Annotated in this window: 17 protein-coding genes and 1 pseudogene; 7 read left to right on the top strand and 11 right to left on the bottom strand. The window is 51.0% G+C overall.

The window, feature by feature from the left end; translation table 11 throughout:
• Nucleotides 1-15: 15 nt before the first annotated feature.
• Both On2M_RS15525 and On2M_RS15520 read right to left on the bottom strand, forming a co-directional pair.
• The gene (locus On2M_RS15525; RefSeq protein ID WP_151219255.1) at nucleotides 16-1,401 is read right to left on the bottom strand and encodes a NarK family nitrate/nitrite MFS transporter; all 1,386 of its coding nucleotides are present in this window, start codon (nucleotides 1,399-1,401) and stop codon (nucleotides 16-18) included.
• A gap of 212 nt (nucleotides 1,402-1,613) precedes the next feature.
• Nucleotides 1,614-2,192, bottom strand: coding sequence for a TetR family transcriptional regulator (locus On2M_RS15520; protein ID WP_210905101.1), 579 nt, complete (start codon nucleotides 2,190-2,192; stop codon nucleotides 1,614-1,616).
• A 116-nt stretch (nucleotides 2,193-2,308) separates the two neighbouring features.
• Between On2M_RS15520 and On2M_RS15515 the strand changes: the two genes are divergently transcribed.
• Nucleotides 2,309-3,796 carry an MFS transporter gene (locus tag On2M_RS15515; RefSeq protein WP_210905100.1) on the top strand — a complete coding sequence of 496 codons (1,488 nt, stop codon included), beginning with the start codon at nucleotides 2,309-2,311 and terminating at the stop codon, nucleotides 3,794-3,796.
• On the opposite strand, the gene On2M_RS15510 is transcribed toward On2M_RS15515, so the two are convergent.
• The 3 genes from On2M_RS15510 to yddG all read right to left on the bottom strand — a co-directional run bounded on the left by On2M_RS15510 (nucleotide 3,797) and on the right by yddG (nucleotide 6,737).
• The gene (locus tag On2M_RS15510) at nucleotides 3,797-4,177 is read right to left on the bottom strand and encodes a GFA family protein (protein WP_151219502.1); all 381 of its coding nucleotides are present in this window, start codon (nucleotides 4,175-4,177) and stop codon (nucleotides 3,797-3,799) included.
• A 143-nt stretch (nucleotides 4,178-4,320) separates the two neighbouring features.
• The gene (gene ompD / locus On2M_RS15505; RefSeq protein ID WP_210905099.1) at nucleotides 4,321-5,397 is read right to left on the bottom strand and encodes a porin OmpC; all 1,077 of its coding nucleotides are present in this window, start codon (nucleotides 5,395-5,397) and stop codon (nucleotides 4,321-4,323) included.
• Between the two features lie 458 nt (nucleotides 5,398-5,855).
• Complete coding sequence (gene yddG / locus On2M_RS15500; protein ID WP_151219251.1) at nucleotides 5,856-6,737, bottom strand: aromatic amino acid efflux DMT transporter YddG; 882 nt, start codon at nucleotides 6,735-6,737, stop codon at nucleotides 5,856-5,858.
• Between the two features lie 286 nt (nucleotides 6,738-7,023).
• Here yddG and fdnG point away from each other — a divergent pair, with 286 nt between their 5' ends.
• From fdnG to On2M_RS15480, 4 genes are all read left to right on the top strand, one after another.
• Nucleotides 7,024-10,071, top strand: a complete 3,048-nt coding sequence (gene fdnG, locus On2M_RS15495; RefSeq protein ID WP_210905098.1) for a formate dehydrogenase-N subunit alpha — start codon at nucleotides 7,024-7,026, stop codon at nucleotides 10,069-10,071.
• A gap of 12 nt (nucleotides 10,072-10,083) precedes the next feature.
• Nucleotides 10,084-10,968 carry a formate dehydrogenase subunit beta gene (gene fdnH / locus On2M_RS15490; protein ID WP_210905097.1) on the top strand — a complete coding sequence of 295 codons (885 nt, stop codon included), beginning with the start codon at nucleotides 10,084-10,086 and terminating at the stop codon, nucleotides 10,966-10,968.
• Complete coding sequence (fdnI, locus tag On2M_RS15485; protein ID WP_151219249.1) at nucleotides 10,961-11,617, top strand: formate dehydrogenase-N subunit gamma; 657 nt, start codon at nucleotides 10,961-10,963, stop codon at nucleotides 11,615-11,617. Before fdnH ends, fdnI begins: the two co-directional genes overlap by 8 nt.
• Nucleotides 11,618-11,749: 132 nt before the next feature.
• On the top strand, nucleotides 11,750-12,352 hold the full coding sequence (locus On2M_RS15480) for an inorganic diphosphatase (protein WP_151219248.1): 603 nt from the start codon (nucleotides 11,750-11,752) through the stop codon (nucleotides 12,350-12,352).
• Nucleotides 12,353-12,452: 100 nt separating this feature from the next.
• Here On2M_RS15480 and On2M_RS15475 read toward each other — a convergent pair.
• Both On2M_RS15475 and On2M_RS15470 read right to left on the bottom strand, forming a co-directional pair.
• A pseudogene (locus On2M_RS15475) lies at nucleotides 12,453-12,669 on the bottom strand (type II toxin-antitoxin system RelE/ParE family toxin).
• Between the two features lie 80 nt (nucleotides 12,670-12,749).
• Nucleotides 12,750-14,465, bottom strand: a complete 1,716-nt coding sequence (locus On2M_RS15470) for an ABC-F family ATP-binding cassette domain-containing protein (RefSeq protein ID WP_210905096.1) — start codon at nucleotides 14,463-14,465, stop codon at nucleotides 12,750-12,752.
• Between the two features lie 455 nt (nucleotides 14,466-14,920).
• Between On2M_RS15470 and On2M_RS15465 the strand changes: the two genes are divergently transcribed.
• Nucleotides 14,921-15,823 (top strand): endonuclease/exonuclease/phosphatase family protein, encoded by a 903-nt coding sequence (locus On2M_RS15465; protein WP_151219246.1) that lies wholly within the window; start codon nucleotides 14,921-14,923, stop codon nucleotides 15,821-15,823.
• A 68-nt stretch (nucleotides 15,824-15,891) separates the two neighbouring features.
• On the opposite strand, the gene maeA is transcribed toward On2M_RS15465, so the two are convergent.
• Entirely contained in the window at nucleotides 15,892-17,589 is a 1,698-nt protein-coding gene (maeA, locus tag On2M_RS15460; RefSeq protein ID WP_151219245.1) for a malate dehydrogenase, read from the bottom strand.
• Nucleotides 17,590-17,767: 178 nt separating this feature from the next.
• A complete protein-coding gene (gene sra, locus On2M_RS15455; RefSeq protein WP_079937903.1) occupies nucleotides 17,768-17,908 on the bottom strand; it encodes a stationary-phase-induced ribosome-associated protein in 141 nt (46 codons plus the stop codon).
• A 227-nt stretch (nucleotides 17,909-18,135) separates the two neighbouring features.
• On the opposite strand from sra, the gene On2M_RS15450 reads away from it, so the two are divergent.
• A complete protein-coding gene (locus tag On2M_RS15450) occupies nucleotides 18,136-18,567 on the top strand; it encodes an OsmC family protein (protein WP_210905095.1) in 432 nt (143 codons plus the stop codon).
• A gap of 45 nt (nucleotides 18,568-18,612) precedes the next feature.
• On the opposite strand, the gene On2M_RS15445 is transcribed toward On2M_RS15450, so the two are convergent.
• Both On2M_RS15445 and On2M_RS15440 read right to left on the bottom strand, forming a co-directional pair.
• Complete coding sequence (locus On2M_RS15445; protein WP_210905094.1) at nucleotides 18,613-19,383, bottom strand: 3-hydroxybutyrate dehydrogenase; 771 nt, start codon at nucleotides 19,381-19,383, stop codon at nucleotides 18,613-18,615.
• An 11-nt stretch (nucleotides 19,384-19,394) separates the two neighbouring features.
• Nucleotides 19,395-20,789 (bottom strand): GntP family permease, encoded by a 1,395-nt coding sequence (locus On2M_RS15440; RefSeq protein ID WP_210905093.1) that lies wholly within the window; start codon nucleotides 20,787-20,789, stop codon nucleotides 19,395-19,397.
• Nucleotides 20,790-20,797 lie beyond the last annotated feature (8 nt).

The raw sequence follows: 20,797 nt of genomic DNA, 5'->3' as shown, positions 1-20,797 counted from the left end.
CTGGCTAAAAGATGACTATTTTTTTTGTGATTTACGGCCGTATACCAGCCAGGTCACCAGCACGCAGACGATGTAGAACACAAGGAATATTTTCATGGCGCCGACCGGAGAGCCGGTCAGCGCCAGCGATGAACCGAACGCTTTCGGAATAAAGAAGCCCCCGACCGCGCCAATAGCAGAGATAAATCCCAGAGCGGCTGCGGTATCGGTTACCGCTTCACGCTGAGCCTGTTCTTCAGTACCACCGTGCAGCTTCACCCGGTAAATGGTGATTTTGCGAAAGATCACCGCAATCATCTGGAAGGTCGAACCGCTACCCAAACCTGCGGTCAGGAACAAGCCCATAAACACCAGGTAGAAGGCGACAAAGTTTCCTTCGCCAGACCCTGGCAGGGTAAGAAACAGCAGGGCACTAAACAGCGCCATAAAGATGAAGTTAATTAATGTGACGCGTACACCGCCGAACTTGTCAGAGATCACGCCGCCCGCCGAACGCGCAAGCGCGCCAATAAATGGGCCAAAGAACGCCAGTTGCAGAATATTCACGTCCGGGAACTGGGTTTTCGCCAGCATGGCAAAGCCTGCCGAGAAACCGATAAATGAACCAAAGGTGGCAAGATACAGCAGGCTTAATAGCCACAGATGAAAACGCTTCAGGACCGGTAACTGGGAAGCAATGGAGGCCTTCGAACTGGCAATGTCGTTCATTCCCGTGCTTGCCGCCACGGTGGCTATCAGCAATAACGGAACCCAAATCCATGCGGCATTGGCCAGCGACAGTAACGAGCCGTCGGCTTGCGGGACGCCCTGTACGCCCAAAAAGGTAAAGATGGGCAGAAAGATCACCAACGGTGCGATCAACTGCATCACGCTGACGCCAAGGTTGCCGAGACCGCCGTTAACACCTAACGCGCTACCTTGTTTCGCTTTTGGGAAGAAAAAGCTGATATTGCCCATGCTGGAGGCAAAGTTAGCACCAGCAAAACCACACATCAGCGCAATAATAATAAATACGCCAAACGGAGTAGCGGTGTTTTGCACGGCAAATCCGAGCCAGACGCAGGGAACGACCAGAATAATGGTGCTAAAAATGGTCCAGCGACGCCCCCCAAATATAGGTACCATAAAGGAGTAGGGAACACGTAATATCGCGCCAGAAAGAGAAGGCAATGCGGTTAATAAAAACAGTTGGTCGGTGGTAAAATTAAAACCAATTTTATTCAGATTGACGGCCACGGCGCTGAACAACATCCAGACGCAGAACGCCAGCAACAGGCAACTCACTGATATCCAGAGATTTCTTCGGGCAATATGCTTACCTTTATTTTCCCAAAAGGCGGGGTTCTCCGGTTTCCAGTCAGTTAAAAGATAACGATTATTTTTCTCATTTGATGCTGACATATTATTCTCCATGCACATGCCGTTCATGAAAAAGAAATAAACGCATACAGCGCCGCGCGGGTTCTTTTTAGAAACTATTGAAAAGTTTTGGGAATATTGACTGAAAGAATAGATAAAAAAGCGCAATAACGCGGCGTGATGGGGGGATTACACGTTGCTTAAGTGTTACCAATTGTAAACATAAAAGATGTATTATTAATTCATCTATAACATCAATTAACTAACTCTAACGTAATCATACGATCCAAATGGCGCTTGAACGCAGGATCGGCCATTTCTTCAATGCCTAATACATAGATGCCATCCAGACCGCAGACCAACGCAATCAAACGCCAGGCCACATCGGTAGCATCCGGGCCTGGAGAAAACTCACCTGCTTTCTGTCCCTGAGCAATGATAGCGGCGGTTTCTTCGTGCCACATCCGCATGGTCAGCAGGTAAGCACTTTTGATTTCCGGATCTTTATCCGCCAGAACCTGTGCTTCACGCCACAGTTTAATATAGGGTTCGAACCCGCCGTCTTCACTGCCCAGCATGGCGTGAAGCCGTTCACGGAAGCTGGCGTTTGCGCTGACCAGTTCGGCATCCAGAAGGGTACGGATCAGTTGCACAAAAGCGAGGGATTTTAACTCACCGGCAGACGTAAAGTGATGGTGTACCTGGCCGGTGGACACCTGAGCTTCCGTGGCAATACGCCGCACCGTCATGGCGGTAAATCCTTCCTCAAGCGCGACGCGCATTGCCGCCTGCAGAATCACTTCCCGACGTTCATCCCGATTCAGATAGCTCATCGTTCCTCCCATACCCGTTTAGCACACAGTGTAACAAAAAGTTGGACATATGTTCAATTTTCCGTAGGATCGCTGAAGTTGGACATGTGTCCAGTTTTAGTTTCGAAGGGAATTTTATGTTTCGTCAGTGGTTAACGTTAGTGATTATTGTGCTGGTCTACATCCCTGTTGCGATTGATGCAACGGTGCTGCATGTTGCCGCGCCCACGCTGAGTATGACGCTGGGTGCCAGTGGTAACGAGCTGCTGTGGATCATTGATATTTATTCTCTGGTAATGGCCGGTATGGTGTTGCCCATGGGGGCGCTGGGCGATCGCATTGGCTTTAAACGCTTGCTGCTGTTAGGTGGAGGCTTGTTTGGTCTGGCATCGCTGGCCGCCGCCTTTGCCCACAGCGCCAGTTGGTTGATTGCCACGCGGGCCGTATTGGCGATTGGTGCGGCGATGATTGTGCCAGCAACGCTTGCGGGTATCCGCGCAACCTTTGCCGAGCAACGTCATCGTAATATGGCGCTGGGCGTGTGGGCAGCCGTGGGTTCCGGTGGTGCCGCATTTGGACCGTTAGTGGGCGGCATGCTGCTGGAGAACTTCTATTGGGGTTCCGTGTTCTTAATCAATGTGCCCATTGTCCTGGTGGTTATGGCATTAACCGCGCGTTATGTGCCGCGCCAGGCCGGACGACGCGATCAATCGTTAAACTTCGGTCATGCGATAATGCTGATTGTCGCCATTCTGCTGCTGGTTTACAGCGCGAAAACGGCGTTGAAAGGGCATACAGCGATCGTGGTCATCGTACTGACATTGATAATTGGTGCGTTATTATTGGGGCAGTTCGTGCGTATCCAGCTTGCGGCCGCGCGCCCGATGATTGATATGCGGCTGTTCACGCATCGTATTATTTTAAGCGGCGTAGTTATGGCGATGACGGCGATGATTACTCTGGTTGGTTTTGAGTTGCTGATGGCTCAGGAGCTGCAGTTTGTACATGGCTTAACGCCGTATCAGGCGGGGTTATTTATGCTACCGGTGATGCTGGCCAGCGGCTTCAGCGGACCGATCGCTGGTATGCTGGTATCACGTCTGGGATTACGTTGCGTGGCAACGGCGGGTATGGCGCTGAGCGCCGTCAGTTTTTACGGTCTGGCAATGACGGACTTTAGTACCCAGCAGATTCAGGCCTGGATATTGATGGCTTTGCTCGGTTTTAGCGCCGCCAGCGCGCTCCTGGCCTCAACGGCGGCTATCATGGCGGCAGCACCGGCAGAAAAAGCTGCTGCCGCAGGCGCCATCGAAACAATGGCTTATGAACTGGGGGCCGGGCTTGGGATTGCTATCTTTGGTTTGTTGTTGAGCCGTAGCTTTTCAGCCTCGATTCTGCCGCCTGCGGGACTTAATCCGCAGGAAATAGAGCGAGCCTCATCGTCAATGGGTGAGGCGGTACAACTGGCGCATTCGCTTCCGGCGTCCCTGAGTGAGGCGTTGTTGTCAGCAGCCAGAGAAGCCTTTACCTGGTCGCACAGCGTGGCCTTAAGCAGTGCCGGCAGCATGCTTATCGTTTTGGCGGTAGGAATGTGGTTCAGTCTGGCAAAGGTACAGCGTCATTAACTAATGGGCTAAATGACAGGGGTAATCCATCTCTTCGACTTCTTTTCCACTCAGTCGAGCGTATTGCCCCGTCAGTCTCCAGAACGCAGGTTGTGTTTCCGTATAGATCTCTGCCGCTAACACCAGGCGGCGGCGATCCACCTCGTTCAGTTCCAGCAATGTCCACGGCACAAAATAACGATCGCTGCCCGTTAGGGTAAACCACAGGGGACATCCGCAACCGGAACAGAAGAAACGTTCCCCACGATTTGAAGAAGGAAAGTGTGAGGGTTCGGCTGAATCTGGCGACATCTGAGGGTGAGTGCTGGATTCCAGATACATAGCAATGCCTCCAGACCACTTTTGACATAGCGTACAGTGGCAGGCATAGACATCCAGCATTTCGACGTCGACGGTAAAATGACTCTGTCCGCAAAGACAACGACCAGTGAATGTCTGCACGGCATACTCCTTATGACCGAGTCTACATCAAGAGAAAAAGCCAGCCCCTGAAGGACTGGCTTTGTATTCAGGCTACAACAAAATTAGAACTGGTAGTTCAGACCAACAGCTACGATGTTGTCTGTGCTTACACCGGCAGCGCGGGTGAAGTTGTTGTCATCCAGCAGGTTGATTTTGTAATCAACGAAGGTGGACATGTTTTTGTTGAAGTAGTAAGTAGCACCCAGGTCTACGTATTCAACCAGATCCTGGTCGCCGTATACTGCAATGTCTTTACCTTTAGATTTCAGGTAAGCAACGGACGGACGCAGACCGAAGTCGAACTGGTACTGAGCAACAGCTTCAAAGTTCTGAGTTTTTTCAGCGATACCGTTTACAGAACCATAGGTGGTCATGTTGCGGGTTTCGGAGTAGGTGGTTGCCAGATAGATGTTGTTCGCATCATATTTCAGACCAGCAGCCCAAACTTCAGCGTTTTTACCGTCAGCTTTGAATGCGCTGCCAGCACGGGTCTGGGAATCGGTACGGTCAGATTTCGCATAGGTAGCACCTACGCCAAAGCCTTCATACTCATAAGTGGTAGACAAACCGAAGCCGTCACCGTTAGCTTCTTTGACGTCAGAACGGTCGTTTTTGCCCTGGTACTGAGCAGCAAAGTTCAGACCTTCAACCAGACCGAAGAAGTCGGTGTTACGGTAGGTTGCAACGCCGGTAGTACGGCCAGTCATGAATACGTCAGTCTGGGTCCAGGTATCGCCACCGAACTCTGGCAGAACGTCGGTCCATGCGCCGATGTCGTAGGCTACGCCGTAGTTACGACCGTAGTCGAAAGAACCGTATTCAGCAAACTTCAGACCAGCGAATGCCAGACGAGTTTTGTCTTTGTCGGAACCCTGGGATTCAGAACGGTTGCCTTTGAATTCATATTCCCACTGACCAAAACCAACCAGTTGGTCATTGATCTGAGTTTCGCCTTTGAAACCCATACGTGCATAAGTTTTGTCGCCATCACTGCCGGTGTCATCAGAGAAGTAGTGCTGAGCGTGAACTTTACCGTACAGGTCCAGTTTGTTACCGTCTTTGTTATATACCTCAGCTGCGTTTACTGCACCTGCCGCCAACAGGCTAGTCACTGCCACTGCAACTAATTTAAGTTTCATTCTAAATAATCCTTATAATTATTTCTTGGTGTGTTTCCTAAACCATTGCTAAACGAGGGGTTCGTCAATGGCAAACTATTTTTAAATGACGCAGTGGTATAAGTTCAATAATAAGTTTCATAATATTGCGAAATATTTGAAGTTGTGTGATCCAGATCTACATAATATAACTGATTGCATTAATCTTTATATGTGACAGATCTGAATGGGTATATTTACATAGGGGACTATTGCCAGCCCTATGATTTAAATAGTGTTAGTTTCTCAGGTGTAATATATACATGTGAAGGGATATGGATAACCGCATAATATTTTCGGGCGTTAATTAATTACCACATATTTAACATTTAATTAAACAAATATAAACATAAAGCGCAGACAGAATGAACAATTATTATTCATCAATTTGTCTAAAGTATAGCCGGGTTTTATTTATTTGTGATAAAACCCGTATTTTTTCAGGCGCGCCGCGTTGCCAGCCAGCAAAGCAGCGAGCCAGCGCAGACCATCAGCGCACCTTGCCAGAAGGAAAGGGACAGCGGAGCACTGAGCAATACAGCAGCCAATGCGGAGGAAAGCACCGGGGTAAAATAAGACCCAACAGCCATGATGGTCACGTTACCGTGCAATATACCGATATTCCACGCAGCATAGGCAAATCCTAACGTTAATGCAGCGGTGAACATTTTAATCGTCACCGACGTGCTGAAAACCATTTCCGGCTGAGGAGTAATAAAATAGTAAACCCACAAACTTGCAGCCGTCAGTAAAACGAAGACGGTGATGCCATTAAAACCTTTTGCATATTTATTGGTCACCGTGCAATACGTTGCCCAGATAAAAGCTCCGAGAAAGGCGAGGAAATAGCTAAGCGGGCTGGTAGCGACATTGCTGATAATTTCACCAGGATTGAGACCATTTTCACCCCCCAATACCCAACAGACCCCGGTCAATGCGATGATTAATCCGGGAACCACCAACCAGGTTGTTTTCTGGCCATTAAATAAAATGGCAAATAATATTGTCAGGCTTGGCCAGAGATAGTTGACCATGCCGACCTCAATGGCCTGATGACGAGTTGCGGCATAACCCAGGGCCAGCGCTAAACATATTTCATAGCTCACAAAAAGCACACTACCGGCGATCAAATAACGTACAGGGATTTTTCTGATATCAGGAAAGCCAACAGTAAATATCAGCAACAAGCCGCTTAATGAAAAAATCATTGCCGCGCCACCCGCTGGCCCCAGTCCTTCACTTACTCCACGAATGAGACCCACCATGGTGCTCCAGAGCACAATGGCAATCAGCCCAATCAACGTTGCTTTTTGTTTTGTCATGCTATTTGTCTGTCCATGATACTGGCAAAAATTAAGCTGAAATTTATAGCACTTTTGCACCATAGCACGCTAATTAATTACCTTTTACCTACTCCCTTATGAGTACAAAGGTTAAGCAAAGAGCACTATTTAGTAGCGGAACCGTTTCGTTATTGATTTGACGCAAAAAAAATATGGATATAGCTGATAGTTTCGTCGCGAAGTTGTACATGTCATCTTTCAAACAGCCGCGCTGGCGCAATTTGAGAGATTTCCTGTACGAACCCCTGCAAAAAAGAGGAAAGCAATGGACGTCAGCCGCAGACAATTTTTTAAAATCTGCGCGGGCGGTATGGCGGGAACAACAGTAGCCGCTCTGGGTTTTGCACCCAAAATGGCACTGGCTCAGGCGCGAAACTATAAGTTGTTACGCGCCAAAGAGATCCGAAACACATGCACATACTGTTCCGTAGGTTGCGGGCTATTAATGTATAGCCTGGGTGATGGAGCTAAAAACGCCAAAGAATCGATTTACCATATTGAAGGGGATCCGGATCATCCGGTGAGCCGTGGGGCATTATGTCCTAAGGGCGCAGGATTATTGGATTACATACACAGCGAAAACCGTCTGCGTTACCCGGAATATCGCGCTCCTGGCTCCGACAAATGGCAGCGTATCAGCTGGGATGATGCCTTTACCCGCATCGCGAAACTGATGAAAGCTGACCGCGACGCCAATTTTATTGAGAAGAATGAGCAGGGCGTAACGGTTAACCGCTGGCTTTCTACCGGGATGCTGTGTGCATCTGCGGCAAGTAATGAAACCGGCATGCTGACGCAAAAATTTGTGCGCTCTCTCGGCATGCTGGCAGTTGATAACCAGGCACGCGTCTGACACGGACCAACGGTAGCAAGTCTTGCTCCAACATTTGGTCGCGGTGCGATGACCAACCACTGGGTAGATATTAAAAACGCCAACGTCGTGATGGTGATGGGCGGTAACGCCGCTGAAGCACATCCGGTGGGATTCCGCTGGGCGATGGAAGCCAAAAACAACAATGATGCCACGCTGATTGTTGTTGACCCTCGTTTCACCCGTACAGCCTCGGTGGCAGATATTTACGCGCCGATTCGTTCCGGCACGGACATCACGTTCCTGTCAGGTGTTTTGCTGTACCTGATTGAAAACAACAAAATCAATGCTGAATACGTGAAGCATTACACCAACGCCAGCCTGCTGGTGCGGGATGACTTTACTTTTGAAGACGGTCTGTTCAGCGGATACGACGCACAAAAACGCCAATACGATAAATCGTCCTGGAACTATCAGTTCGATGAAAACGGCTACGCGAAACGCGATGAAACGTTAAGCCATCCTCGCTGTGTCTGGAATCTGTTAAAACAGCACGTTTCCCGCTACACGCCGGATGTGGTGGAAAACATCTGCGGTACGCCAAAAGCAGACTTCCTGAAAGTCTGCGAAGTGCTGGCTTCCACCAGCGCAGCCGATCGCACAACCACCTTCCTGTATGCGCTGGGCTGGACTCAACATACCGTCGGGGCGCAGAACATCCGTACCATGGCGATGATCCAGTTGTTGCTCGGCAACATGGGGATGGCAGGTGGTGGGGTTAACGCCTTACGCGGTCACTCCAACATTCAGGGGTTAACTGATTTAGGTCTGCTGTCGACCAGTCTGCCGGGCTACCTGACGCTGCCGTCAGAGAAACACGCGGATCTGCAAACCTATCTGGCCGCGAATACGCCGAAAGCCACGTTAGCCGATCAGGTTAACTACTGGGGCAACTATCCGAAATTCTTCGTCAGTCTGATGAAGTCTTTCTATGGCAATGCGGCGCAAAAAGAGAACGACTGGGGCTTTGATTGGCTGCCGAAGTGGGATCAGTCCTACGACGTCATTAAATACTTCAACATGATGGATAGCGGGAAAGTCACCGGCTACATCTGTCAGGGCTTTAACCCGGTTGCGTCCTTCCCGGATAAAAACAAAGTGGTGCAGTCGCTGAGTAAACTGAAGTATCTGGTGGTAATCGATCCGCTGGTGACTGAAACCTCAACGTTCTGGCAGAACCACGGCGAGTCTAACGATGTCGACCCGGCATCTATTCAGACCGAAGTCTTCCGTCTGCCATCCACTTGCTTTGCGGAAGAAGATGGCTCCATCGCCAACTCCGGCCGTTGGCTGCAGTGGCACTGGAAAGGACAGGATGCGCCGGGTGAAGCCCGCAACGACGGCGAAATTCTGGCCGGTATTTACCACCGTCTGCGCGATATGTATCGCACTGAAGGCGGTAAGGCCGTAGAGCCGGTGCTGAAAATGAGCTGGAACTATAAGCAACCGGACGAACCGCATTCCGAGGAAGTGGCGAAAGAGAATAACGGCTATGCGCTGGAAGATCTCTATGACGCCAACGGCGTGCTAATTGCGAAGAAAGGTCAGTTGCTCAGCAGCTTTGCACTCCTTCGCGATGATGGAACGACCTCATCCTCATGCTGGATTTATACCGGTAGCTGGACCGAGCAGGGCAACCAGATGGCCAACCGCGATAACGCCGACCCGTCAGGTCTTGGTAATACGCTGGGCTGGACCTGGGCATGGCCGTTGAACCGTCGCGTCCTGTATAACCGCGCATCGGCGGATCCGCAGGGCAAGCCGTGGGATCCAAAACGTATGCTGATCCAGTGGAACGGCACGAAGTGGACGGGGAACGATATCCCGGACTTCAGCACCGCGGCACCGGGCAGTGGCACTAATCCGTTTATTATGCAGCCGGAAGGGCTGGGTCGTCTGTTCGCTATCGATAAAATGGCGGAAGGGCCGTTCCCGGAACACTACGAGCCGATGGAAACACCGCTGGGTACTAACCCGCTGCACCCGAGCGTGATCTCCAACCCGGCAGCACGTCTGTACGAGGCGGATAAATTACGCATGGGGACGAAGCAGGATTTCCCGTACGTCGGGACAACCTATCGTCTGACCGAACATTTCCATACCTGGACCAAGCACGCATTACTGAATGCGATTGCCCAGCCAGAGCAGTTTGTGGAAATCAGCGAAACACTGGCGGCAGCGAAGGGAATTAACAATGGCGATTACGTGAAAGTCAGCAGCAAGCGTGGATTTATTCGCGCAGTTGCTGTCGTCACTCGTCGTCTGCGTACCCTGAACGTCAACGGTCAGCAGGTTGAAACGGTTGGGATCCCAATTCACTGGGGCTTTGAAGGAGTCGCGCGTAAAGGCTTTATCGCCAACACCCTGACGCCGAATGTCGGTGATGCAAACTCGCAAACGCCGGAATACAAAGCGTTTTTAGTTAACATCGAGAAGGCGTAAGGGGGCGAACAAATGTCTATGGAAACGCAGGACATCATCAAAAGGTCCGCAACAAACTCCATCACGCCGCCGCCTCAGGGCCGTGATTACAAAGCCGAAGTTGCGAAGCTAATCGACGTCTCCACCTGTATAGGCTGTAAAGCCTGTCAGGTGGCATGCTCAGAATGGAACGATATCCGTGACGAAGTCGGCCACTGCGTAGGGGTGTATGACAACCCCGCCGATCTCAGCGCTAAGTCCTGGACGGTGATGCGGTTCACCGAAACCGAACAGAACGGCAAGCTGGAATGGTTGATTCGTAAAGACGGCTGTATGCACTGTGAAGATCCGGGCTGCCTGAAAGCATGCCCATCTGCCGGGGCAATCATTCAGTATGCCAACGGGATTGTCGATTTCCAGTCAGAGCACTGCATTGGCTGCGGCTACTGTATTGCCGGGTGTCCATTTAATATTCCGCGCCTCAATAAAGAGGATAACCGCGTGTATAAATGTACGCTGTGTGTGGATCGCGTCAGCGTTGGGCAGGAACCTGCCTGCGTGAAGACCTGTCCAACCGGGGCAATACATTTCGGCACCAAGCAGGAAATGCTGGAAATGGGCGAGCAGCGTGTGGAAAAACTGAAAGCACGTGGTTTTGAACACGCCAGTCTCTACAACCCGGAAGGTGTGGGGGGCACGCACGTCATGTACGTTCTGCATCATGCCAACCAGCCGGAGCTGTATCACGGTCTGCCGAAAGAACCTAAGATCGATACTTCTATCAATCTGTGGAAAGGAGCGCTGAAACCGCTGGCCGCTGCCGGATTTATCGCCACCTTCGCCGGACTGATTTATCACTACATTGGTATTGGTCCGAATAAGGAAGTGGACGACGACGAGGAGGATCATCATGAGTAAGTCGAAAATGATTGTGCGCACGAAGTTTATCGACCGCGCCTGTCACTGGACGGTGGTGATCTGCTTCTTTCTGGTGGCACTGTCGGGGATTTCGTTTTTCTTCCCGACGCTGCAATGGCTGACGCAAACCTTCGGTACGCCACAGATGGGGCGCATTTTGCACCCGTTCTTCGGTCTGCTGATTTTCGTCGCGCTAATGTTCATGTTTGTACGCTTTGTGCACCACAACATCCCGGATAAGAAAGATATTCCGTGGCTGAAAAACATTGTCGAAGTGCTGAAGGGCAATGAACACAAGGTGGCGGATGTGGGCAAATACAACGCCGGACAAAAAATGATGTTCTGGTCGATCATGAGCATGATTTTCGTGCTGCTGATTACCGGCATCATTATCTGGCGTCCGTACTTTGCGCAGTTTTTCCCGATGCAGGTTGTCCGCTACAGCCTGTTAATCCATGCTGCGGCGGGCATCATTCTGATGCACGCGATCCTCATCCATATGTATATGGCATTTTGGGTGAAAGGTTCGATTAAGGGCATGGTCGAAGGGAAGGTGAGTCGCCGCTGGGCGAAGAAACACCACCCGCGCTGGTATCGTGAAGTTGAAAAGGCCGAAGCCAAAAAAGAGAACGAGGAAGGGTTACAATAATCCATTAACGTTCTGCTGATAAAAATGGCGCTACCGACGTAGCGCCATTTTTTTTGCCAAAAAAACGTCATGTTTCTGTCATCTGGTAAACGTAAGGTGTTGTCTTTCCATTAAGAGAAGAGTTAAAAGACAATGCATCTGGTGAAAACATTACTCGCAGTCAGCGTATTTCTCTGTGCGTCCGTTCAGGCGCAGAATATCCTCGACTTTCCGCAGCCGGAGAATAACCCGGAAGAGTTTTATGCCGTGACTGAAATCCCGGCAGGCGGGATCATAAAATATGAAACCGATGCGAAAACCGGCTTTATCGTCGCCGATCGCTTCCAGTCGATGCCGGTTGTCTATCCGGCAAACTACGGTTCATTGACCCAGTCCCTGGCAGGTGACGGTGACCCGCTGGATGTGATTTTCTATACCCGGGCACCGCTGGCCCCGGGAACGCTGATCAAGTTGCGCGCGATCGGCGTGCTGAAGATGATCGATGGCGGGGAAAAGGACGATAAAATTGTCGCCGTGCCGGCAAGCAAAATTGACCCCACCTATGACGACATCAAAGAGTTGAGCGATTTGCCAAAGATCGAAGTGCAACGACTGGAGTCGTTTTTCCGCGTGTATAAAGAGTTGCCGGAAGGGCGTAAAAAAGTAGAGTTAAATGGCTTTAACGATGCAGCCACCGCGAAACAAGAGATCAAGCAGGCATGGGATGCCTGGAAAGAAAAACAGCCGAAGCAGTAAATGAAATGCCGGATGGCGTTAGCGTATCCGGCATTCACTTTTATCACTGCACTGCCAGCTTACGCAGGCGTGAAATATCCACGTTTTTTTGCCATCTTCATTAATGATAATCCTCGTAGTCCAATATGTACGCGTCGCCATTGACAAATTCAAAGGTAATGCGCCAGTTACCTGAAACAGAAATTGCCCATATGCCGTCGCGATCGCCCGCCAGTGGATGCAACCTATAACCGGGCATATTGATATCAGTAATATGGCTGGCCACATCGATAACAGCGAGTCTGTGTCGCACGCAATCGTCGGACATGCTTCGCCATAACGCCAGATGTTCTTCCATGAAGAAACAAGTCACGCAAGATTTGCCGGACAGGGCCAACGCCGCTGTCCGGCAATGGGTTTACTCCAGTTGTGAATTCAGACGCGCAATCTCCTTCCGCCATTGCGTCTGTAATTGCGGTTTCTGATGCTTCGGTTTGCGGGCGAGGTCGTCGGCCAGCCGCTGCTCCAGCTCAAGAAGTTTTTCCAGTACTTCATCTCCACTGCGATGGGGAGCAGGAACAACCTTTGCCACACTGTTATGCACCATTAACTCACTGGTGGCGCCCTGAATACGCGCGTTGATTGCCTCCAGGTCATGCCATTCGCCAAGCTCACCCTCGTCGATAAACCAAAACCGGTTGCAGCTTTGGCTAATAAGCTGACGGTCATGACTGACCAGCAACACGCCGCCGTGGTAGCTTTGCAGCGTTGCTGCCAGCGCCTCTTTACCTTCCAGATCCAGATGGTTGGTCGGTTCGTCGAGCATCAGCAGGCCGTAGCGAGCTAGCGAGAGCCCAACAAACAGCAGCCGGGAGCGCTCACCACCACTTAAAACACTGACTTTCTGCGCGTGGCGGATCCACGGAAAACCCGCGCTAATCAGCGCCATTTTGCGGATATCAGGCTGAGGCGCAAAAGGCTCCAGCGCGTCAAATAGCGAATCGCTATCGGCAAGCTGATGCAACGTCTGGTCGTAATACCCCAACGTAACGCGCGGGTGCAACACCAGCGAAGGTGATACCAGCTGTGACTGAAACTGTTGCCAGATAAGCCTTAACAGCGAAGATTTCCCGCAACCGTTGCGTCCGACAATCGCCACCCGATCGCCGCTTTTTAACCGAATTCCGGCAATGGAAAACAGCGTATCTGCGCCGGGAGCAGGGGCCACCGACAAATTAGTCATCTCCAGTAAACGATCTGCACGCAGGGCATCGCCATGCAATGTTAGTGTCCACTGACTTCCTGCGGTCACTTCCGTCTGAACGTCCTTCAGGCGTTGCACCTGCTTTTCCATCTGCTTCGCTTTGCGGGACAAATCCTCGTTGTCGTAGACCCGCCCCCAGGTTGCCAGCCGTTTAGCGCTGGCGGTAACCCGGTCTATCTCCTTTTGTTCAGCCTTATGGCGCAGAGCATCGCTGGCGTCTCTTTCTGCCAGAGCCTGACGCGCCTCGCTGCAGGGTAGATCGAAGGCATGGAGAGTACGATCGCGCAGGATCCAGGTTCCCTGCGTCACCGCATCCAGCAATTGTGGGTCGTGAGAAACCACCACAAAACTGCCAGACCAGTTCTGTAAGAACTGTTCCAGCCACAGTAATGTTGGCAAATCCAGATGGTTACCCGGTTCATCCAGCAGCAGCAGATCGGGATTTCGCATCAGCGCCCGCGCTAATAAAAGCCGCGTGTGCTGCCCGCCGCTCAGCGTCTGTGCAGTGAGGTGCAAATTCTCCGACGTAAAGCCCATTTCGGCGAGTAACGCTTCAACTCGCCACTGCTGGCTGGCGCGCTCATGTTCGGGAAGTTGAGCAAGAACCGCCTCCTGCAACGTTAGCGGCAGTACATCGTCGGGTAAATGTTGTTCTACACGGGCGAGTTGACAGTAATTCGCCTGCGCGATTACGCCACTGGTGGGAGAAATGGTGCCATCAAGCAGCTTTAACAACGTGCTTTTGCCGCAGCCGTTATAGCCGATAAGCCCGATGCGGTCGCCTTTTTTCAGGGTAAATGTGAGATCGTCGAATAGCGTGCCAAATGCCGTATCAACGTGTAAGGATTGTGCGGTTAGTAATGTGCTCATTGTTGCTTACTCAAGAGTTACAGGCGTAAAAACGCCTCGTCAAACATCGCTGACGATAACCCGGTAAGCCCGAGAGAAGGGGATTTAGAAGTTAGCTTCGCTCAAGCAGAAGTTATCGCAGCACGATACCGATAACGCTTGAGCACTGGCGATCGCCAAAAGCATGTGAAACGATGAAACGTTCACAGTACAGCATAAGTATCCTCCTTTTATATTTCCGAATGTTAATCGATGGTGAAAGTGTAATCGCAAGTTACGCAGTAGTGCAAGTTTCGAACGTATGGCCGTGAAACCTGGCATGTTGGACGTTACGTTAATGCAGAAACCATGAACACAGGATAATTATTCAAAAGTTAATTTTCTTCGCGTCAAAAGCATGAGTTAACGATCACAACAACAGTCGAAATTCTCCAGTATCCTCTTCTCACTATTTTATTTTTTGGAGAATAGATGATATGAAAAAAACAATTACATTCACGATGATTGCGCTGGGATGTTTACTTGCAAATGCTCAGGCAAATGAGAAACTTGCTGGAAATGAAATACTTAAAGTTCAAAAAGGTGGGGTGCCTGACAAAATTTACTCACAACAAAAACCGCATTTAAAGATTGCCACCTATAACATTGGTAAAAATGAAACCTCTGCTGATGTAAAGGATTTTACAGCACTTAATTCGGCGATTAAAAGAATTGATGCCGATATTATTGCTGTTCCAGAGGTTGATAACAAAACGGGACGTAGCCAAAAGATTGATCAACTCAAAAAAATCGCTGAGGCCAATAACCTACATTATTCCTTCGGTAAAGCCCTTGATTTCGATGGTGGTGAGTACGGCTTAGGTCTTCTCTCCAAATATAAAATCCTGCATTCGCAGGTCGTGAAACTACCCTCGGGAAACGCGGAACAACGCGTGGTGCTCCTGGCGCAGGTTGACGTACCCGGCTTTGATTCCGCGCCTATTATTATGGTGACACATCTCGACTGGCAAAAAGATCCCACAATGCGGACAGAGCAGGCGCGTTACCTGTTAGATATCAGCATTGGTGATGCAACATCTGATTTCCAGGATATTGCATCTTCAATCAAGATCCTGGCAGGGGACTTCAATTCGACCCGGGATGAGCAGCCACTTAAAGAAATACGTTATTTTTTCAATGAAGTCACAAAAGAAGGGATGGATACTCGTACTTGGCCAGCCGTAAACCCGGCGATTGATATTGACCATATTTTCACATTTAAAGGCCAGAAGTGGAACGTTAAAAATCTGGAGATCCCACATAATTCGCCAGAGTTCACGTGGTCTACTGCGAGCGATCACTTGCCGGTTATTGCAGAGCTTGAACTTTCAGAGCAATAGTCGATATAACGCCTTTGTTAATTGAATGATAAAAATTGCCCGGCAGCAACGTGCCACCGGGCAAAGCGTCAGATAGAGGTTCGACGGTAATCGCGATATTCTGCCTGCCAGAAATTATCGTCAATCGCCTGTTGCAGCGCTTCAGCGGACGTTTTCACCGCCACACCTTGCTGTTGGGCCATTTTACCGACGGCAAACGCAATGGCGCGGGACACGGTCTGAATGTCTTTCAGCTCAGGCAACACCAATCCTTCGCCGTTGAGCACCAGCGGTGAATACTGTGCCAGCGTTTCACTGGCCGACATCAGCATTTCATCGGTAATGCGCTTAGCGCCAGAAGCAATCACGCCGAGGCCAATACCCGGGAAGATGTACGCGTTATTACACTGGGCGATAGGATAAGTTTTCTCTTTCCACACTACCGGTGCGAACGGACTACCGGTCGCAACCAGTGCGTTGCCTTCGGTCCAGGCGATAATATCCTGCGGCGTGGCTTCTACGCGGGAAGTCGGGTTAGACAGCGGCATGACGATCGGACGCGGGCAATGCTTGTGCATTTCGCGAATGATCTCTTCGGTAAACAGGCCAACCTGTCCGGAAACCCCGATCAGGATGTCCGGCTTAACGTTACGGACCACGTCGAGCAACGACAGTACATCTTCTTGCGTATCCCAGTGCTGCAGATTTTCGCGTTTTTGCACCAGTTTGGTCTGGAAAGAGAGCAGGTTGGGCATTTTATCGGTTAACAGGCCGAAGCGATCGACCATGAACACACGTTGACGCGCGGCTTCTTCGCTTAAACCTTCACGCTGGATTTGCGCGATGATCTGCTCGGCAATCCCGCAACCGGCGGAACCCGCCCCGAGGAAAACGATGTTCTGCTCGCTCAGCTGGCTACCCGCCGCACGGCTGGCCGCAATCAGCGTACCGACGGTCACCGCCGCGGTGCCCTGAATATCATCGTTAAATGAACAAATTTCGTCGCGATAACGGGTCAGCAGCGGCATGGCGTTTTTCTGCGCAAAATCTTCAAACTGCAACAGCACGTCAGGCCAGCGATGCTTCACAGCCTGGATAAATTCATCAACAAATTCGTAGTATTCATCATCGGTGATGCGCGGATTACGCCAACCCATATACAGTGGATCGTTCAGCAATTGCTGGTTGTTAGTCCCGACGTCCAGTACCACTGGCAGAGTGTAAGCCGGGCTAATCCCGCCACACGCGGTATACAGCGACAGTTTACCGATTGGAATACCCATCCCGCCGATCCCCTGATCGCCAAGACCCAAAATACGTTCCCCATCGGTGACGACGATAACTTTGATATTGTGGTTAGGAACATTTTGCAGGATATCGTCCATATTGTGGCGGTTCTGATAAGAGATAAACACGCCGCGTGCGCGACGATAGATCTCAGAGAAACGCTCACAGGCCGCGCCTACTGTTGGGGTATAGATAACCGGCATCATCTCATCAAGGTGATTATGCACCAGTCGGTAAAACAGGGTTTCGTTAGTGTCCTGGATGTTGCGCAGGTAAATATGTTTATCGATTTCGGTTTTGAATCCCTGATATTGGATCCAGGCACGTTCGGCCTGTTCTTCAATCGTCTCGACCACTTCCGGCAGTAAACCCAGCAGGTTGAAGTTACGGCGTTCTTCCACACTGAAAGCGCTCCCCTTATTCAGTAAAGGAAATTCCAGCAGTACCGGGCCAGCGTAAGGGATGTAAAGGGAACGCAATTTTTTAGTTTCGTTTTCCATGTCACTCACTCTTTTTTGAATAACCGTCCCTGGCACTCTTATGATCGTATCGGGCCTGTCCGCCAGGGAAACAGGCGAAGTATAAAGCATTGTGAATGGGTTAAGGGGTTTTATAAGCAAAAACACCACTGCGGTTGCAATGGTGTTTATCTCGTTACTCAGTCATACGTGCGAAAGGCTATTTGCCGTCAGTGCGGCGCTTTCTTCCGGTAGGATTATTGACCACGTTGGTTTTGTCACCTTCGGTCACGACTTTGCGTTGATTTGAGATTTTGTGGTCCAGTCCAAGAATATGGCGGGCCTGACGGTTCGATTTCATTCTAACTCCTTTATCCTGTTACTGGTTTCAAGGGCGAGCCCGTATAAGAACGGACGAAATACAACCTGATAGAAAGCCGATGTTCAACATAACGGCTTTCTGGATGGTCGGTCATTTTATCTGAAAGGTCAATGCTTAAGCAGGAAATGAGAACTATCCCTTATGTGTCATGCTTTTTCTCAGCCGTCCTATACTTGTAACTCCAACGACAACACAGGAGAGCGATAATGACTATCCATAAGAAAGGTCTGGCACACTGGGAAGGCGACATCAAGCGCGGGAAAGGTACCGTGTCGACCGAAAGTGGGGTGTTGAATCAGCAACCGTATGGGTTTAATACACGATTTGAAGGAGTGAAAGGCACCAATCCTGAGGAGTTGATTGGCGCGGCCCATGCAGCCTGCTTCTCAATGGCGCTCTCGCTCATGCTGGGCGAAGCAGGTTTTACGCCAGATGCCATTGATACTACAGCCGACGTTTCTCTGGATAAAGTGGATGCCGGGTTTGCTATCACCAAAGTGGCGTTGCACAGCCAGGTAAGCGTCCCGGGGATAGATGCCGCCACATTTGACGGCATCATCCAGAAAGCGAAAGCTGGTTGTCCGGTATCCCAGGTGCTGAACGCGGAAATTACACTGGATTATCAACTGAAGTCTTAATAAGTATGCGCCGGATACGACGGGGTCTTATCCGGCCAATGTAATTTATTGCGCCACCCAGCCGCCATCCATATTCCACGCGACGCCACGTACCTGCGCCGCACCGTCTGAGCACAAAAACAGCGCAAGCTCACCCAGCTGTTCCGGCGTAACGAATTCGCGTGACGGCTGCTTTTCCGCCAGCAGAGCGTCACGCGCTGCATCAGGTTCAGCCCCGTCGGCAATACGCTTATCAATCTGCTGCTGGACCAGCGGGGTCAGCACCCAGCCGGGGCACAGCGCATTGCAAGTGATTCCCGTCTGCGCGGTTTCCAGCGCAATGGTTTTGGTTAAACCCACCACGCCATGCTTCGCTGCCACATAAGCGGATTTGTCTTTTGACGCCACCAGACCATGAACAGAGGCGATATTAATGATGCGCCCCCAGTTACGCGTGCGCATGCCGGGAAGTGCCAGACGCGTGGTGTGAAAAACAGAAGAGAGATTAATAGCGATAATCGCGTTCCACTTATTAACCGGAAAGGTCTCTACCGGTGAAACATGCTGGATCCCGGCGTTGTTGACCAGAATATCCACACCACCGAATTCGCTTTCGGCATAACGCATCATGTCGGCAATTTGTGCTTCATCGCTTAAGTCTGCGCCATGATAGCCCGGTGTTTTGCCATACTGCGCAACGGCATCTTTGGCGGCATCGACATCACCAAATCCGTTGAGGATTAACGTCGCGCCTGCTTGCGCCAGCACCTGCGCGATGCCTAATCCGATACCGCTGGTAGAGCCGGTAACCAGGGCTACTTTTCCCGTTAAGTTCATGATGATTCTCCTTAAACAATTCCGGTGGTGTAGAAAACGCCGATCACAAACAGCACGGCCAGACTTTTAATTATGGTAATGGCGAAAATCCCACCATACGCCTGACGGTGGCTGAGACCGGTAATAGCCAACAGCGTAATCACCGCCCCGTTATGCGGCAGAGTATCCATGCCTCCGCTGGCCATAGAGGCGACGCGGTGGAAGACTTCAAGTGGGATATTTGCGGCATGAGCGGCAGCGATAAAGGTGTCCGACATGGCGGCGAGCGCAATACTCATGCCGCCAGATGCTGAACCGGTGATCCCGGCAAGCGTGGTGATGCTAATTGCCTCATTGAGCAGCGGATCGGGAATGGCAGCCAGCGCTTTTGACAGTACGAGGAATCCGGGCAGGGCGGCGATCACCGCGCCAAAACCGTATTCTGACGCAGTGTTCATGGCCGCGAGGATTGCGCCGCCAACCGCCGTTCGGCTGCCTTCCGCCAGGCGACCTTTAATGTTGCGATAGCCGAACACCACCACCAGCAAGATCCCAGAGATCAGCGCTGCTTCTACCGCCCAGATAGCGGTGATTTTACCGACTTCGGTGGTAATCGGTTTGGCAAGACCCGGAAGTTCCAGTTGATGCGTGGCACCATACCATTGGGGGATCCAGCGGGTAAACAGCAGGTTAAATACCCCGACCAGGATCAGCGGCGAGATAGCAATTATCGGGTTCGGCAGGTTAATGTTATCCGGCGTTTCCGGTTCATTTAACAGTTCAGTGCCATAGCCTTCGTTTTTCGCCTGTGCTTTACGGCGCTGGCGTTCGAGATAAACCAGACCGACAACGATGATAAACACGGAACCGATCAGACCCAGCCAAGGCGCGGCCCAGGCGTTAGTCCCGAAGAAGCTGGTTGGAATAATGTTCTGGATTTGCGGCGTACCAGGTAGCGCATCCATGGTGAATGAGAACGCGCCCAGCGCCACGGTTGCCGGGATCAGGCGCTTCGGAATATTGCTCTGGCGGAACAGTTCCGCCGCAAACGGATACACCGCAAACGCCACCACGAACAGCGACACGCCGCCGTAGGTCAACAGCGCACACACCAACACAATCACCGGAATGGCGTGACGACGCCCGAGAATATTGATGGCGGCGGCAACGATCGATCGAGAAAAACCGGATAACTCAATTAACTTGCCAAATACCGCTCCCAGTAAAAATACCGGGAAGTAAAGCTTCACAAAACCGACCATTTTTTCCATAAACAGGCCGGTGAAGGCAGGGCCAACGGCGCTGGGTTCGGTCAGCAATACAGCACCTAATGCCGCGATGGGGGCAAACAGGATAACGCTGTACCCGCGATAGGCTGCCAGCATCAGCAGGCCCAGCGCTGCCAGGGCGATTAATACACTCATCATGACTCCTC

The sequence above is a fragment of the Citrobacter sp. On2M genome, assembly GCF_018035235.1.
In the GTDB taxonomy this organism is placed as follows: Bacteria; Pseudomonadota; Gammaproteobacteria; order Enterobacterales; family Enterobacteriaceae; genus Citrobacter; species Citrobacter meridianamericanus.
This window is presented reverse-complemented; position numbering and strand designations above follow the sequence as displayed.